The sequence below is a fragment of the Streptomyces sp. NPDC092045 genome, from assembly GCF_044756005.1.
Taxonomy (GTDB): Bacteria; Actinomycetota; Actinomycetes; order Streptomycetales; family Streptomycetaceae; genus Streptomyces.
Genome location: NZ_JBIVSC010000003.1, coordinates 592006 through 607114, shown reverse-complemented (window position 1 = coordinate 607114; position 15109 = coordinate 592006). Strand labels below are relative to the sequence as shown.

Annotated in this window: 14 protein-coding genes; 10 read left to right on the top strand and 4 right to left on the bottom strand. The window is 75.3% G+C overall.

Translation table 11 applies throughout. The features are described 5' to 3' along the window. Positions 1–148: 148 nt before the first annotated feature. From ACIQKA_RS12885 to ACIQKA_RS12860, 6 genes are all read left to right on the top strand, one after another. The gene (locus ACIQKA_RS12885) at positions 149–982 is read left to right on the top strand and encodes a M55 family metallopeptidase (RefSeq protein ID WP_383159532.1); all 834 of its coding nucleotides are present in this window, start codon (positions 149–151) and stop codon (positions 980–982) included. Further along, entirely contained in the window at positions 975–2309 is a 1335-nt protein-coding gene (locus ACIQKA_RS12880; protein WP_383431216.1) for a M20/M25/M40 family metallo-hydrolase, read from the top strand. The genes ACIQKA_RS12885 and ACIQKA_RS12880 overlap by 8 nt, the downstream gene beginning before the upstream one ends. 79 nt (positions 2310–2388) lie before the next feature. Continuing rightward, the gene (locus ACIQKA_RS12875; RefSeq protein WP_402540891.1) at positions 2389–4386 is read left to right on the top strand and encodes a S9 family peptidase; all 1998 of its coding nucleotides are present in this window, start codon (positions 2389–2391) and stop codon (positions 4384–4386) included. Further along, positions 4383–5342, top strand: a complete 960-nt coding sequence (locus ACIQKA_RS12870; RefSeq protein WP_402540890.1) for an LD-carboxypeptidase — start codon at positions 4383–4385, stop codon at positions 5340–5342. Before ACIQKA_RS12875 ends, ACIQKA_RS12870 begins: the two co-directional genes overlap by 4 nt. A gap of 170 nt (positions 5343–5512) precedes the next feature. Further along, positions 5513–6253, top strand: a complete 741-nt coding sequence (locus ACIQKA_RS12865) for a class I SAM-dependent methyltransferase (protein WP_383431221.1) — start codon at positions 5513–5515, stop codon at positions 6251–6253. Positions 6254–6479: 226 nt separating this feature from the next. Then, entirely contained in the window at positions 6480–7346 is an 867-nt protein-coding gene (locus tag ACIQKA_RS12860) for a D-alanyl-D-alanine carboxypeptidase family protein (protein WP_402540889.1), read from the top strand. Positions 7347–7399: 53 nt separating this feature from the next. Here the strand turns inward: ACIQKA_RS12860 and ACIQKA_RS12855 are convergent, their stop codons facing one another. Together ACIQKA_RS12855 and ACIQKA_RS12850 are read right to left on the bottom strand one after the other, a co-directional pair. Further along, on the bottom strand, positions 7400–8488 hold the full coding sequence (locus tag ACIQKA_RS12855) for an adenosine deaminase (RefSeq protein WP_383442581.1): 1089 nt from the start codon (positions 8486–8488) through the stop codon (positions 7400–7402). Positions 8489–8564: 76 nt separating this feature from the next. After that, positions 8565–9320 (bottom strand): GntR family transcriptional regulator, encoded by a 756-nt coding sequence (locus ACIQKA_RS12850; RefSeq protein WP_402540887.1) that lies wholly within the window; start codon positions 9318–9320, stop codon positions 8565–8567. A gap of 269 nt (positions 9321–9589) precedes the next feature. Between ACIQKA_RS12850 and ACIQKA_RS12845 the strand changes: the two genes are divergently transcribed. Both ACIQKA_RS12845 and ACIQKA_RS12840 read left to right on the top strand, forming a co-directional pair. After that, on the top strand, positions 9590–9952 hold the full coding sequence (locus ACIQKA_RS12845; protein WP_383151531.1) for a hypothetical protein: 363 nt from the start codon (positions 9590–9592) through the stop codon (positions 9950–9952). Positions 9953–10017: 65 nt separating this feature from the next. Further along, a complete protein-coding gene (locus ACIQKA_RS12840) occupies positions 10018–10629 on the top strand; it encodes a GNAT family N-acetyltransferase (protein WP_383151530.1) in 612 nt (203 codons plus the stop codon). 13 nt (positions 10630–10642) lie between these two features. Here ACIQKA_RS12840 and ACIQKA_RS12835 read toward each other — a convergent pair whose 3' ends face one another. After that, positions 10643–10975: a DUF6204 family protein gene (locus ACIQKA_RS12835; protein ID WP_402540885.1), complete on the bottom strand. Its 333-nt coding sequence runs from the start codon at positions 10973–10975 to the stop codon at positions 10643–10645. Positions 10976–11204: 229 nt separating this feature from the next. Continuing rightward, complete coding sequence (locus ACIQKA_RS12830) at positions 11205–12041, bottom strand: methyltransferase domain-containing protein (RefSeq protein WP_383151528.1); 837 nt, start codon at positions 12039–12041, stop codon at positions 11205–11207. A 424-nt stretch (positions 12042–12465) separates the two neighbouring features. Between ACIQKA_RS12830 and ACIQKA_RS12825 the strand changes: the two genes are divergently transcribed. Both ACIQKA_RS12825 and ACIQKA_RS12820 read left to right on the top strand, forming a co-directional pair. Continuing rightward, positions 12466–13677, top strand: coding sequence for a sulfite oxidase (locus ACIQKA_RS12825; RefSeq protein ID WP_402540883.1), 1212 nt, complete (start codon positions 12466–12468; stop codon positions 13675–13677). A gap of 185 nt (positions 13678–13862) precedes the next feature. Beyond that, the gene (locus ACIQKA_RS12820; RefSeq protein WP_391094153.1) at positions 13863–15095 is read left to right on the top strand and encodes an aminotransferase class I/II-fold pyridoxal phosphate-dependent enzyme; all 1233 of its coding nucleotides are present in this window, start codon (positions 13863–13865) and stop codon (positions 15093–15095) included. The last annotated feature ends 14 nt before the right edge of the window (positions 15096–15109 follow it).

The window sequence follows — 15109 nt, the reverse complement described above, 5'->3', positions numbered from 1 at the left end:
TCACCCGTTTCAGCGGTACGGCGTCCAGGAGCCGACCGGAACCCGCCGCGTCCCCCCTGCCGACGCCCGGTCCGTGTCATTGGTCCACTCCAACGGTGGTTTTCCACAGGGGTGGTACGGGTGCCGGGCGGCGCGTACGGTGCCGGATATGAAGATCCTCATCAGCGCCGACATGGAGGGCGCGACCGGTGTGACCTGGCCTGCCGACGTGCTGCCCGGCACGCCCCAGTGGGAGCGGTGCCGCTCCATGTTCACGTCCGACGTGAACGCGGCGGTGCTCGGCTTCTTCGACGGCGGCGCCGACGAGGTGCTGATCAACGAGGCGCACTGGACCATGCGGAACCTGCTCCTGGAGGGACTGGACGAGCGGGCCGAGATGCTCACCGGTCGGCACAAGTCCCTCTCCATGGTCGAGGGCGTGCAGCACGGCGACGTCGACGGCATCGCCTTCGTCGGGTACCACACGGGCGCGGGCACCGAGGGCGTCCTCGCCCACACCTACCTCGCCAACTCCATCACCGCCGTCTGGCTCGACGGCGAACGGGCGAGCGAGGGACTGCTCAACGCCCGTGTGGTCGCGGAGTACGGCGTCCCCGTCGTCCTGGTCACCGGCGACGACCTGACCTGCGAGGACGCCCTCGGCTACGCCCCCGAGGCCCCCAAGGTCGCCGTCAAGGACCACGTCTCGCGGTACGCGGCGGTGTGCCGCCCCCCGGCCAGGACCGCCGCCGACATCCGGGCCGCGGCGAAGGCCGGCGCCGGGCTCGCCGTGCGGTACGAGCCGGTCCGGGGCGGGCCCTTCACCGTGGAGGTCGAGTTCGACGCCGAGCACCTGGGCGCCGCCGCCACGGTGGTTCCCGGCGTGGCGCGCAGCGGGGAGCGGCGCGTCGCGTACACGAGCGGGACCATGTACGAGGCAATCCGTACGTTCAAGGCGGTCACGACCATCGTCTCCGCCGCGGTGGAGGAGCAGTATGGCTGAGGAGGTCCGGGAACCGGACGCGACGGCGCTCGACGAGGTGGTCACCTTCACCTCCGAGCTCATCCGCATCGACACCACCAACCGGGGCGGCGGCGACTGCCGCGAGCGCCCCGCCGCCGAGTACGTCGCCGAGCGGCTCGCCGCCGCCGGGATCGAGCCCACCCTCCTGGAGCGCACCACCGGCCGCACCAACGTCGTGGCGCGCATCCCCGGCACCGACCCCGCGGCCCCCGCGCTCCTCGTCCACGGCCACCTGGACGTGGTGCCCGCCGACCCCGCCGAGTGGGCCGTCCACCCCTTCTCCGGCGAGGTCCGCGACGGCCTCGTGTGGGGGCGCGGCGCCGTCGACATGAAGAACATGGACGCGATGGTCCTGGCCGTCGTCCGCTCCTGGGCCCGGCAGGGCGTCCGGCCGCGCCGGGACGTCGTCCTCGCCTACACCGCCGACGAGGAGGACAGCGCCGCCGACGGCTCCGGCTTCCTCGCCGACCGGCACGCGGCGCTCTTCGAGGGCTGTACGGAGGGCATCAGCGAGTCCGGGGCGTTCAGCTTCCACCCGGAGCCCGGCACCACCCTCTACCCGATCGCGGCGGGGGAGCGCGGCACCGCCTGGCTCAGGCTCACCGCCCACGGCCGCGCCGGCCACGGCTCCAAGGTGAACACGGCCAACGCCGTCACGCGCCTCGCCGCCGCCGTCGCCCGGATCGGCGCCCACACCTGGCCCGTCCGGCTCACCGCCACCGTCCGCGCCGCCCTCACCGAACTGGCCGCGCTGTACGGGATCGAGATCGACACCCACGCCCCCGACTTCGACACGGACCTCCTCCTCGACAAGCTCGGCCCCGCCGCCGCCCTCGTCGCGCCGACCGTCCGCAACAGCGCCAACCCGACGATGCTCGACGCCGGCTACAAGGTCAACGTCATCCCGGGCACCGCCGTCGCGTACGTGGACGGGCGGATGCTGCCGGGCGCCGAGGAGGAGTTCGTCGAGACGATGGACCGGCTCACCGGACCGGACGTGGAGTGGGAGTTCCACCACCGCGAGGTGCCCCTGGAGGCCCCCGTCGACTCCCCGACCTTCGCCAAGCTGCGGGCCGCCGTCGAGCGCTTCGACCCGGACGGGCACGTCCTGCCGTTCACCATGTCCGGCGGCACCGACGCCAAGCAGTTCTCCCGGCTCGGCATCACCGGCTACGGCTTCTCGCCGCTGAAGCTGCCCCCGGGCCTCGACTACGCGGCGCTCTTCCACGGCGTCGACGAGCGCGTCCCCGTGGACGCCCTCCACTTCGGCGTCCGGGTGCTCGACCACTACCTGAAGACCGCCTAGGACACCCGGCGCACGCAGGACACGCAAGGAAACATGGGACACGAGGGGGAACGGACCTGTGACAGGGGGAGCGGAGACGATGAGCACGGCCGCCTACGGAAGCTGGCCCTCGCCCGTCGGCGCGGAGCTCGCCGCCGCGCACGACGGACGGCCCGAGTACCCCGGCGCCGTCGGCGACGAGCTGTGGTGGACCGCGCCGCGGCCCGCCGAGGGCGGCCGCCGGGCCCTGGTGCGGCGGCGGGCCGACGGCACGGAGGAGACCGCGCTGCCCGCCCCGTGGAACGTCCGCAGCCGGGTCGTCGAGTACGGCGGGCGGCCCTGGGCGGCGGCCGACCGCCCCGAGGGCGGACCGCTCGTGGTGTTCTGCCACTTCCCCGACCAGCGGCTGTACGCGTACGAGCCGGACGCCGGGCCCGGCGCGGAGCCCCGGCCGCTCACCCCCGTCTCCGCCGTCGGCGGCGGACTGCGCTGGGTCGACCCGGTGGTCCACCCGGACCGGGGCGAGGTGTGGTGCGTCCTGGAGGAGTTCACCGGGCCCGCGCCGACCGACGTGCGCCGGGTGCCCGCCGCCGTGCCGCTCGACGGCTCGGCCGCCGGGGACCGCGCCGCCGTGCGCGAACTCACCGCAGAGCGGCACCGGTTCGTGACCGGCCCCCGGCTCTCCCCGGACGGGAGCCGGGCGGTCTGGATCGGCTGGGACCACCCCCGGATGCCGTGGGACGGCACCGAGGTCCTGCTCGCCGAGGTCGCCCCCGACGGCACCTTCCGGGACGCCAGGACCGTCGCCGGCGGACCGGCCGAGTCGATCCCCCAGGCCGACTGGGACGCGGCGGGCCGACTGCTCCTGGTCAGCGACCGCACCGGCTGGTGGAACCTCTACCGGGCCCCGGTCGGCGACGACGGCACCCTGTCCGAACCGGTCGTCCTCTGTCCCCGCCCCGAGGAGTTCGGCGGCCCGCTCTGGAAGATCGGACACGGCTGGTTCGCGCCCCTGGAGAACGGGCTCGTCGCCGTCGTCCACGGCACGGGCACCACCTCCCTCGGGATCCTCGACCCCGAGCGCGGCGACCTCGTCGACGCCGTCGGCCCCTGGACCGAGTGGACCCCGGCCCTCGCCGTCCACGGCACCCGGGTGGTCGGCGTCGCCGCCGGACCGTACGGCTCCTACGAACTCGTCGAGCTCGACACCCGCACCGGCCGCGCCCGTCCGGTCGGCGCCGCGCACACCGACGCCGTCGACCCCGCGTACTACCCGGAGCCCCGCCTCCGCACCTTCACCGGCCCCGGCGGCCGGGAGGTCCACGCCCAGGTGTACCCGCCCCGCCACCCCGCCTTCACCGGACCCGAGGGAGAGCTGCCGCCCTACGTGATCCGGGCGCACGGCGGGCCCACCGGGCACGCCCCGCTCGTCCTCGACCTGGAGATCGCCTACTTCACCTCGCGTGGCATCGGCGTCGCCGAGGTGAACTACGGCGGCTCGACCGGCTACGGCCGGGAGTACCGGGAGCGGCTGCGCGAGCAGTGGGGCGTCGTCGACGTCGAGGACTGCGCGGCCGTCGCGACGGCGCTCGCCGCCGAGGGCACGGCCGACCCGGCGCGACTCGCCGTGCGCGGCGGCAGCGCGGGCGGCTGGACGGCCGCCGCATCCCTCGCCGCCACGGACGTGTACGCCTGCGGCACGATCGTCTATCCCGTCCTCGACCCCCGGGGCTGGGTCGCCGGCGGGACCCACGACTTCGAGTCCCGGTACCTCGACGGGCTGATCGGCCCCTTCGACCGGGTGCCCGGCCGGTACGAGGAGCGCTCGCCCGTCGAGCACGTCGACCGGATCACGGCCCCGTTCCTGCTGCTCCAGGGGCTCGACGACGTCATCTGCCCGCCCGAGCAGGCCGAGCGCCTGCTCGCCCGCGCGGCCGGCCGGGGCGTCCCGCACGCCTACCTCGCCTTCGAGGGGGAGGGCCACGGCTTCCGCGGGGCCGACGCCCTGGTCCGCTCCCTGGAGGCCGAACTGTCCCTGTACGTCAAGGCGTTCGGCATCGACCGCGCGGACGTCCCGGACCTGGAGTACCGCACGTGACCGGCCCCGGGGCCCGGGAGCCGCTCGCCGTCGGCGCACTGGAGCGGCCCGTCCGGCTGCGGCCCGGGGCGCGGGTCGCCGTCGTCGCCCCCAGCGGACCCGTCTCCGAGGAGCGGCTGCGGGCGGGGCTCGACGTGCTGCGCGGCTGGGACCTGGAGCCGGTGGTCGCCCCGCACGTCCTGGACGTCCATCCGGCCCTCGGACACCTCGCGGGGGCGGACCGGGCGCGGGCCCGGGACCTGACCGAGGCCTGGTGCGACCCCTCGGTCTCCGCCGTGGTCTGCGCGCGCGGCGGGTACGGCGCCCAGCGCATGGTGGACCTCGTCGACTGGGCGGCGGTCCGGGCGGCCGGGCCCAAGGCCTTCGTCGGCTACAGCGACGTCACCGCCCTGCACGAGGCCTTCGCCGTCCGCGCGGGCTTCGCCACCCTGCACGGACCGATGACCGCCGCGGGCACCTTCCTGTCGGACCCGCGCACCCAGGAGTCCCTGCGGGCCACCCTGCTCGCGCCCGAGTCGGTGCGGACCCTGGGATCGGAGACCGCGCGGGCCCTCGTGCCGGGCCGCGCCCGGGGCGTCACCCTCGGCGGCTGCGTCAGCCTCCTCGCCGCCGACCTCGGCACCCCGCACGCCCGGCCCTCGGCGCGCGGCGGACTGCTGGTCCTGGAGGACGTGGGGGAGGAGCCGTACCGCCTCGACCGCATCCTCACCCAGCTCCTGCGGTCCGGATGGCTCGACGGGGTCGCGGGCGTGGCGCTCGGCTCCTGGGCGGAGTGCGGGCCGTACGAGGAGGTGCGGGCGGTGCTCGCCGACCGGCTCGGCGGCCTCGGGGTGCCGGTCGTGGAGGAGCTGGGCTTCGGACACGGCCCGACCGCGCTCACCGTGCCGCTCGGCGTGCCGGCGGTGCTCGACGCGGACGCGGGGACGCTCACCCTCGACGTACCGGCCCTGCGCTGAGGGGTTCCGCCGAGTCCCCTCCTCCGCGCGGACGTTCGGCGCGACGACGGAACGGCCCCGCCCTCTTCGTGGGTTCCGCCAGTACGGCCCTCCGGACCGCCGGGGAGAGACTTCCCGCCAGGGGCCGCGGCCTGCCCGAAGGCCGACGCCACGAAGAGGGGAACAGCACGATGAGCGGTCAGCTCTACGACGGGATCGGCGAGGCGTTCGAGGGGTTCAAGGGCCTCCCCCTCGCGCGCTACGGGGAAGTGCCCGCCTTCCTCGCCCTCGTCGGGGACGTGAAGGGCAGGTCGGTCCTCGACCTGGCCTCCGGAACCGGCTTCTACAGCAGGGAGCTCAAGCGCCGCGGCGCGTCCGACGTCCTCGGCGTCGACATCTCCGGCGCGATGGTCGACGCGGCCCGCGCCCTGGAGGACGCCGAACCTCTGGGCGCGCGGTACGAGGTCGGCGACGTCGCGGAGCTGCGCGCCTTCGACGAGCCCTTCGACCTCGCGATCGCGGTCCAGCTGTTCAACTACGCGGACAGCGTCGCCACCGTCGAGCGGATGTGCCGGAACATCCACCGCAGCCTCGCGGCCGGGGCCGGGTTCTTCGTCTTCACGCAGAACCCGGACTTCCGTTTCGGCGGGCCGTCCCTGGCCAAGTACGGCTTCCTGTGCGAATCGCTCGGAGAGGAGACCGAGATCGGGCCGCGCGAGAGGCTCACCGCGCTCCTCGACCCGCCGATCTCGTTCGAGGCGAACCCGCCCGGCCGCGAGGTCCTGGAGAAGAGCCTGCGGGCGGCCGGGTTCGACGGGATCACCTGGGTGCCCCTGGAGATCGCGGAGGCCGGCGTGCGCGAGTACGGCGAGGAGTTCTGGGCCGACCACGACGCCAACCCGCCGCTGACGATGCTCCGCTGCCGCGCCTGACCGCGAACGGGTGCCGCGCCTGGCCCCGGCGGGCCGATGCGCCCGACCCCGGACGGGTTCCGGGCCGCCCCCGTCCCCGACCGGGGCGGCCCGGAACGCGAGGAACTTCACGGTCCCCGCCGTACATCCCCGGGGCCCCTTCGCTCGTCTTCCGTGCACCGGGTCCGTGCGGACCCGGAAGGCATCGATCCAAGGGCAGAAGACTTTGAAGACTCCCACACTCGGGGTGCGCAGTGCCGTGACCGTCGCGTTCACGGCCTCGGCCGTACTGGCCAGCGGGCTCTTCGCCGGCCAGGCACACGCCGCGCCGGCCGTCCCGACGATCACCGCCCAGGGCGGCTTCGTCATGAACAACGGGACGGGCGCGACGCTGTACGGGAAGGCCGGGGACACCCGCCGGGCCACCGGCTCCACCACGAAGATCATGACCGCGAAGGTGGTGCTCGCGCAGAAGGGCCTCAACCTCGACGCCAAGGTCACGATCGACAAGGCCTACAGCGACTACATCGTCGCCAAGAACGCCTCCTCGGCCCGGCTCATCGTCGGGGACAAGGTGACCGTCCGCCAGCTCCTCTACGGCCTCATGCTGCCGTCGGGCTGCGACGCCGCCTACGCCCTCGCCGACAAGTTCGGCACCGGCACCACGCGGGCGGCCCGGGTCAAGTCGTTCATCGGCAAGATGAACACCGAGGCCAAGAACCTCGGCATGAAGAACACCCACTTCGACTCGTTCGACGGCATAAGCAACGGGCAGAACTACTCGACCCCGCGCGATCTGACGAAGCTCGCCAGCAGCGCGATGAAGAACACCACGTTCCGCACCGTCGTCGCGACGAAGTCCACGTCGCAGAAGGTGACCACCAAGAGCGGTGGCTACCGGTACATGGCGTGGACCAACACGAACAAGCTGCTGAGCGAGTACAGCGGCACGATCGGCGTGAAGACCGGTTCGGGCCCGCAGGCCAAGTACTGCCTGGTCTTCGCGGCCACCCGCAACGGCAAGACGGTCATCGGCGCGGTGCTGGCCTCGTCCTCCGAGGCGAACCGGACGGCCGACGTCAAGAAGCTGCTGGACTACGCCTTCAAGAAGTGATCCTGGAGGCGGGCCGGCGCCGTGGCGCGCCGGCCCGCCGCTCCGGACGGCCCTCAGAGCGCCGCGTACCCCGGGCGCACGACCTCGTCGATCAGGCGCCGGCGCTCCGGCAGCGGCAGGAACGCGGCCTCCAGGGCGGCGACCGTGAACTCCTCGAAGACCTCCGGGCCGTAGCCGAAGGCGTCCGCCATGTGCTGGAACTCCTCGCTCATGGTGGTGCCGGAGACCAGCCGGTTGTCCGTGTTGAGCGTGATCCGGAAGCCCAGGCGGCGCAGCTCGTCGATCGGGTGCGTGGCGTAGTCCTTCGCCGCGCCCGTCTGCAGGTTGGAGGTCGGGCAGACCTCCAGGGCGATCCGGTTGTCCCGGACGTACGAGGCGAGCCGGCCCAGCGTGCCGTCCTCGGCTATGTCGTCCGTGATCCGCACGCCGTGGCCGATCCGCTCGGTGCCGCAGACCTGCACGGCCTCGTGGATCGACTCCGCGCCGACGGCCTCGCCCGCGTGGATGGTGAAGTGGCAGTTCTCCCGCTTCAGGTGCTGGAAGGCCGGCAGGTGGCGGGCCGGCGGGTTGCCGATCTCGCCGCCCGCGATGTCGAAGCCCGCCACGCCGTTGTCCCGGTGCGCGACCGTGAGCCGCGCGATCTCCAGGGAGCGGTCCGTGTGGCGCATGCCGGTGAGCAGGGTGCGGACGGTGATGCGGCCGCCGGAGCGCCGCTCGCCCTCGCGGAAGCCGTCGTTGACCGCCTCGACGACCTCGTCGAGGGTCAGGCCGCCTTCGAGGTGCTGCTCGGGGGCGTAGCGGACCTCGGCGTAGACGACGCCGTCCGCCGCCAGGTCCTCGGCGCACTCGGCCGCGATGCGCGTGAGCGCCTCGCGGGTCTGCATCACCGCGCAGGTGTGGGCGAAGGTCTCCAGGTACCGCTCCAGCGAACCGGAGTCGGCGGCGTCCCGGAACCAGACCGCGAGCTCGGCCGGGTCCTCGGTCGGCAGCGCGGTGTAGCCGCACTCGCGCGCCAGCTCGACGATGGTCGCGGGACGCAGCCCGCCGTCGAGGTGGTCGTGGAGGACGGCCTTGGGGGCCCGTCGGATCCAGTCGGAGACGGAGGCGGCGGCGGGCGCGGTGAGGTTGTCAGACAAGTGCATGGCGGGGAAGTGTACGCCACGGGAAGGGGGCGCGCTGTGACGCCCCCGACAGGGGCCGGGAAGGGCTCGGGGCCGCTCAGTGGGACTGGAGCACCGGCAGTGCGGGGGCGCCCGTCGGCAGCATGTGCTTGGCGGCCAGGACCGGGACCTCGCCGACCCGGACGACCTGGGTGACCAGGACGGCGGGGGTGTCCGCCGGGCGCCCGAGCTGGTCCCCGCGCCGCCGCCCGAGCAGCGTCGCCGTGATGCCGCTGTGCGCGCCGAGGGCCGTCTCGCGCGAGGCGCCCACCAGGACCGAGAGCATGGAGACGGCCGGGTGTCCGACGGCGTCCGTCTCCCGCAGGGCCCGCGCGAACTCGGGGTGCACCCGGTCGAGGAGGTCGCCGTCCGCCGCCCACTCGTGGCTCAGGGCGGCTGCCACACCCTCTCCGACCAGCACGGACTCCCAGAACCGCAGCTCGGCACGGGCCGGGGCGAGCAGGTGCTGGGCGGTGAAGTCGGTCGGCTCCTCGACCGTTCGCAGGAGCGCCCGCACGCGGAGCGGTCCGCCCCCGCCGATCAGCTCCTCCAGCGGCTGGACCTGCTCGAACCCCCGCCGGGGCGGCCGGTCGTTCACGGTCCGGCCGACCCCGCGCCGCACGGTGAGGACGCCGTCCTCCTGGAGCAGCAGCAGCGCCTCGCGCAGGGCGGGCCGGCTCACGCCCAGCTCGGCGGCGAGCTTCGGCTCGGAGGGCAGCGTGGAGCCCGGCGGATAGGTGCCGTCGTGGACGGCGTCCGCGATCCGCTCGTAGAGCGCCACGACCGGCCGCCGCCGCTGTCCGCTGACCGCCACGGCCTCTCCTCTTCTCGCTGTCGGTCCCGTACCCGGCACCACCGTAGTCGGGTCGGTTGTCTGACAAGTCACCCGTACGGCTCTTCCCACCGTCACGGTGGAGCCCCGTCCCCCTCATTCTGGTCCCACGACGGCGTCCCGCGCGGCCGGCGTCCCGCGCGGCACGACGAGGAGAGGGCCTGATCGATGAGTCCCAGGGACAGGGAGCGGACGGCGGGCGCGGGAGCGTCCCGGTCCGGCGGGGCCTTCCCACCCGCCCGGAGGCGGAAGTGAAGCGGGCCGCCGCCGTCGGCGCGGGCGCGCTCCTCGCGCTCGCGGCCGTCGCCGTGTCCTCGGCGGAGGAGGCCCCCGGGACCGGAGCCGGAGCCGGCGGCGAGACGGAGAAGCGGACGGTGCCGGACTTCCTGGGCCTGGGCCTGTGGCGGGTCTTCACCCGGCTCGACCGCCGGACCCGGCTCGACGTCCACGACGTGAGCGGCCGGGACCGGCGGGTGCTCTGGCCGTCGCGCTGGCAGGTCTGCACCCAGTACCCGGAGGCGGGCGCGGGCCTCGACCGGCGGACCACGGTCATGATCGGGGTCGTCCGCAGGGGCGAGACCTGCCCGCCCCGCGTCCGCACGGCCCGCCGCTGACCGGTGCCGTACGGGCCGTCCGCCGCTGACCGGTGCCGTACGGGCCGCCCGCATAACCTGACTGCATGCCCGACGCCCCAGGCCCGTACCCCTCCTCCGTCCCCGGCCCGGCCCCCGGAGATCCCGCCCCGACCCCCGTCACCCCCTACCTCGCCCTCGGTCCCCGCGTGGGCCTGCGGCCCTTCTCGGCGGCCGACGCCGAGGAGTTCACCGCCCGGGCCCGCGAGAGCCGGGAGCTGCACCGGCCCTGGCTGTTCCCGCCGTGCACGCCCGAGGCGTACGCCGCCTACGCCGGAGTGCTCCTCGGCGAGTCGACGCGCGCCGGTTTCCTGGTGTGCGAGCGTGCGGAGGGCGGCCGGATCGCCGGGTTCGTCAACATCAACAACATCGTCCGCGGCGCCTTCCGCAGCGGCGCCCTCGGCTACGGCGCCTTCGCGCACGCCGCCGGACGCGGTCTGCTCACCGAGGCCCTGGGCCTGGTCGTGGCGCACGCCTTCGGGCCCCTGGAACTGCACCGCCTGGAGGCGAACATCCAGCCCGGCAACGCGGCCTCCCGCGCCCTCGTCCGCCGCGCGGGCTTCCGCCTGGAGGGGTTCTCGCCCGCGATGCTGTTCATCGACGGCGCCTGGCGCGACCACGAGCGCTGGGCGATCACGGCCCCGGAACCCGGGGCGTGAGCGCGCGACGGCCTCAGCGCTTGTAGTTGATCTTCATCGTGTCGAGGTCCGTCACGGTCGAGCGCAGCTCCTTGTGGCCGTGGCCCAGCTCCCCGAGCACCGTCTCCACCCGGTCCTCCGCCAGCGCGCCCGCCATCTCCTCGCCGTCCTCGGCGTCGGAGACGACGACCACGCGGTACGAGAAGTGCTTCAGCGTCCGGTCGTAGGCCAGCGAGCCCTCCTCCGTGAACCGCATCGCCGCCATCCCGTGGTCGTCCGCCTCGGCGAGCAGCCGGGACCGGCTCTCCTCCGACAGACCGTCGAACGTGCCCCGGACGATGACCCGGTAGGTGTGCTGCGTGCCCATTCCTCGTACTCCCTGTGCCACGGGTGTTCCTGCTCCCCGGCCCGCCACGGCGGCGCGCCGACCCGTCACCGTACGACGGCGGGGGCCCGCGCCGCCCGGAATATCTGGCCGCCCCGCCCGGCGGCCCGCCGCGGGCCGCACCGACCGGGCCCGGCGGCTCGGACGCGCCTCACCGGCGAGCCCCTGCCGGACGCGCACGGGTTCCTGATGCGCCCGAACCCCTGGGGCGTCACGCCACCCGGCACAGGACCTCCCCGTGCGGGACCATGAACCAGGCGTCCTCCCGCCCGCCCCACTCCCGCCAGGCCTCCGCGATCGCCGCCAGCTCCCCGGCGGTCGCGTGGCCGCCGGAGACGGCCAGGCCGGCGTAGCCGGAGGCGGTCGTGCGGTCCGCCCACAGGCCGCTCCACCAGGCCCGCTCCTCGGGAGTGGCGAAGCACCAGGTGCCGGCGGTCGTCGTGATGTCGGTGAAGCCGGCCCGCCGGGCCCAGGAGAACAGGCGCCGGCCCGCGTCCGGTTCGCCGCCGTTGGCGCGCGCGACCCGGTGGTACAGGTCCAGCCACCCGTCCAGGGCGGGCGGTTCGGGGAACCAGGCGAAGGCCCCGTAGTCGCTGTCCCGGGCCGCGACGATCCCGCCGGGCCGGCACACCCGCCGCATCTCGCGCAGCGCCCGCACGGGGTCCCCGACGTGCTGGAGCACCTGGTGGGCGTGGACGACGTCGAAGGAGTCGTCGGGGAAGTCCAGGGCGTGGACGTCGGCCACGGCGAACCGGACGTTCTCCAGGCCGCGTCCGTCCGCGACGGCGCGGGCCTTCGCCAGGACGTCCTCGGCCGCGTCGACCCCGGTCACGCGGCCCGGCCCGACCAGCGCGGCCAGGTCGGCGGTGATGGTGCCGGGCCCGCAGCCCACGTCCAGGACGTCCAGTCCCGGCCGCAGTTCGGGCAGCAGGTAGGCGGCGGAGTTGGCGGCGGTCCGCCAGCTGTGCGAGCGCAGGACCGACTCGTGGTGGCCGTGGGTGTAGACGGCGGTCTCGTGGGCCGCGGGCGGTGTGGAGGCGTGCGTCATGGAACCGGCTCCCTCGGTGTGGGTGGGTGCGTCCACCGTATGCGGGCGGATCAGATAATGAGACCCATGTCTTGCCATGTGGACAACGGCTCACCCCAACGGGCCCCGCCGCCGCAGGAGTTCCCCGTCGGTGCGCGGCCACCCGCCTTCCCGGGGTCCAGTCACCCGCCTCCCCAGGACCCGGCCGTCCGCCTCCCCCCCCGCCCGACCGTCCACCTCCGCCACCCGCCCGTCCGCCCCCTCTCCCCGCAGCCTCCCTTACCTCGCATTTTCCGGTCTCCTCCGCCACCTTCCCTCCCGTATGCCAGGCTCCTCAAAGCCTCTGTGACAGGCCTGTGAACGGACCGTTCGAACGCGTCCCGCGCCCCTAGGATTCGGCGCGCCGCCCGTTCGGCCCCTCCCCTTCCGTCCGCCGAGGAGTCCCGTGCCGTACTCGCCCGTGCCCGCCCGCCGCTCCCTGCTGAAGCTGCTCGCCGCCGGCCCGGCGGTGTCCGCCCTCGGCGGGCTCGCCGCCGCGGCCCCCGCGCGGGCGGCGACCGCGGCGGGACCCGCCGCGCCCGGGATCGTCAAGCCGCTCCCCGCCGAGCACTTCACCGTCCGGGGCACCAACGCCGAGGCCCGCTTCGACGCCTTCGCGGACACCGGGTACCTCACCCCCGCCGACCGCTTCTTCGTCCGCAACCACACCTCCACCCCCGTCCTCGACGCCCGCGACTGGCGCCTGACGCTCTGGGGCGACGGGCTCCACGGCCGCACCCCCGTCCACCTCACCTACGGGCAGCTCCGCGACCTCCCGTCCGTCACCCGGACCGTCCTGATCGAGTGCGCCGGGAACGGCCGCAGCCTCTACACCACCCAGCAGGGCGAGCCCGTCACAGGCACCGCCTGGACCCTGGGCGCCGTCGGGGCCGCCCGCTGGCGCGGCGTCCGCCTCGCCGACGTCCTCCGGCGCGCCGGGATCGCCCGCGACGCCGTCGCCGTCCAGCCGCGCGGCCTCGACGCCCCGTACGTCTCCGGCGGCGTCGACTACGGCCGGGTGCGCCGCCCGCTGCCGATCGCCAAGGCCCTGGACGACGTGATCCTCGCGTACGAGATGAACGGCGAGCCCCTCCCGTACGACCACGGTCACCCGGTCCGGCTCGTCGTTCCCTCCTGGATCGGCATCGCCTCCGTCAAGTGGCTCGGCGACATCGAGGTCTCCACCCGCCCGCTGACCTCGCCCTGGTCCACCGACTGGTACCGCCTCTTCGGCGACGCCCACCCCGAGGGCGGCAGCGCCCCGCTCGGCCGCCAGACCCTCAAGTCGGGCTACCAGCTCCCCTCCGGCGCCACCCTGGAGGCGGGCGGGGTCCACCGGCTCACCGGCCGCGCCTGGTCCGCCCTGGCCCCCGTGCGGAAGGTCGAGGTCTCCGTCGACGGCGGCGCCCGCTGGCGGCCCGCCCGGCTCCACGACGTCCCCCGGCGCGACGGCTGGGTCCGCTGGAGCGCCCCGTGGCGCCCGCACCGCGCCGGGCGGGTCACCCTGCTCTCCCGCACCACCGACGCCGCCGGGAACACCCAGCCCGAGCGGGCCGTCCACAACACCCAGGGCTATCTGTTCAACGCGGTCGTGCGCCACCCCGTCACCGTCGTCTGACCCCGCCCGGGGCGGCCCGCGCCCCGCCCCGGGCCCGGGCCCGCACCGTCCCCCGCCCCGGGCCGGGCCGGCGCCGGTGCCGTCCCCCGCCCCGCCCTCTGGGGCGGCGGAAACGCCCGAAACTCCGTATAAAGGGCACGAGGGTGCCGTGCCCGGCGCCCCCGTGCGCTCAGGAGGTACGGGACATGCCGCAGAAGGCTCCGGAAGGGCGCGGCCCGGTGCGCTACGGTCCCCCCGCCCCCGACACCGGCCTGCCCGTCCCGCCCGTGCTCGCCGGCCTCCTCTCCGCCGCCGCCGGACGCACCGAACCCGAGCCGCCCGGCGGCGGGCCCGTCCTGCGCGAGGCCGCCGCCGGCCACTGGTGGCGCCGGGGCCTGCGCACCCACCCCGAGGACGTGGTCGCCGCCCCCGGCGCCCCCGCCCTGCTCCTGGCCCTCATAGCCGCCCACGGCGGCGACCTCCTGCTGCCCCGGCCCTGTCCCGCCTGGTGGGCCCCGCAGGCCCGGCTCCTCGGCCGCCCCGCGTACCACGTGCCCACCCCCGCCGAGTGCGGCGGCGTCCCCGACCCGTACGCCCTCCTGGAGACCGTCCGGCGGATCCGCGCCGAGGGCGGCCACCCCCGCGTCCTGCTGCTCTCCGTCGCCGACGACCCCACCGGCACCGTCGCCCCGCCCGAACTCGTCCGCGAGGCCTGCGAGGCCGCCGTCGCCGAGGGCCTCCACGTCGTCAGCGACGAGACCTGGCGCGACACCCGCCACGCCCCGCACGACACCGTGCTCGTCAGCCCCGCCGAGATGTGCCCCGACGACGTCACCGTCCTCAGCGACCTCGGCGGCGCGCTCACCCCCGCCGCCTGGCCCTGCGCCGTCGCCCGCTTCCCGCCCACCGACCCGTCCCGCGCCGACCGCTGGACCGACCCCCGGGCCCGCGTCCTCGACGTCCTCACCGCCCTCGGCTCCGTCGTCCCCGGCCCGCTCGCCCCCGCCCTCGCCCACGCCCTCGACGAACCCGAGGACGTCACCGCGCCGGCCCGGCGCGCGACCGCCGTCCACGCCGGCCTCGCCCGGGCCGCCCACCGCGCGGTCCTCGCCGCCGGCGCCCTCTCCCTGCCCCCGCAGGCCGGCCGCCACCTCTACGCCGACCTCGGACCGCTGCGGGCCGGACTCGCCGCCCGGGGCGTCACCGACTCCCTGGAACTGGAGGGCCTGCTCACCGAACGGCTCGGCGCCCCGGCGGCCGGCGGACACCGCTTCGGCGACGAACTCGGCGCCCTGCGGGTCCGCTTCGGCACGCGCATGTTCCTCGGGACCACGGGGGAGGAGCGGACCGAGGCCCTCGGGGCCGAGGACCCCCCGGAACTCCCCCGGGTGGCCCGGGCCCTCGCGGACTTCGGCGCGGCACTGGAGGAACTCCGGTGATCCCGGCCGCCCGC

What these genes read in the sequence shown, in the direction of transcription:
- ACIQKA_RS12885 (WP_383159532.1), top strand. Translation starts at nt 149, where the DNA reads ATGAAGATCCTCATCAGCGCCGACATGGAGGGCGCGACCGGTGTGACC.
- ACIQKA_RS12880 (WP_383431216.1), top strand. Translation starts at nt 975, where the DNA reads ATGGCTGAGGAGGTCCGGGAACCGGACGCGACGGCGCTCGACGAGGTG.
- ACIQKA_RS12875 (WP_402540891.1), top strand. Translation starts at nt 2,389, where the DNA reads ATGAGCACGGCCGCCTACGGAAGCTGGCCCTCGCCCGTCGGCGCGGAG.
- ACIQKA_RS12865 (WP_383431221.1), top strand. Translation starts at nt 5,513, where the DNA reads ATGAGCGGTCAGCTCTACGACGGGATCGGCGAGGCGTTCGAGGGGTTC.
- ACIQKA_RS12855 (WP_383442581.1), bottom strand. Translation starts at nt 8,488, where the DNA reads ATGCACTTGTCTGACAACCTCACCGCGCCCGCCGCCGCCTCCGTCTCC.
- ACIQKA_RS12840 (WP_383151530.1), top strand. Translation starts at nt 10,018, where the DNA reads ATGCCCGACGCCCCAGGCCCGTACCCCTCCTCCGTCCCCGGCCCGGCC.
- ACIQKA_RS12835 (WP_402540885.1), bottom strand. Translation starts at nt 10,975, where the DNA reads ATGGGCACGCAGCACACCTACCGGGTCATCGTCCGGGGCACGTTCGAC.
- ACIQKA_RS12830 (WP_383151528.1), bottom strand. Translation starts at nt 12,041, where the DNA reads ATGACGCACGCCTCCACACCGCCCGCGGCCCACGAGACCGCCGTCTAC.
- ACIQKA_RS12820 (WP_391094153.1), top strand. Translation starts at nt 13,863, where the DNA reads ATGCCGCAGAAGGCTCCGGAAGGGCGCGGCCCGGTGCGCTACGGTCCC.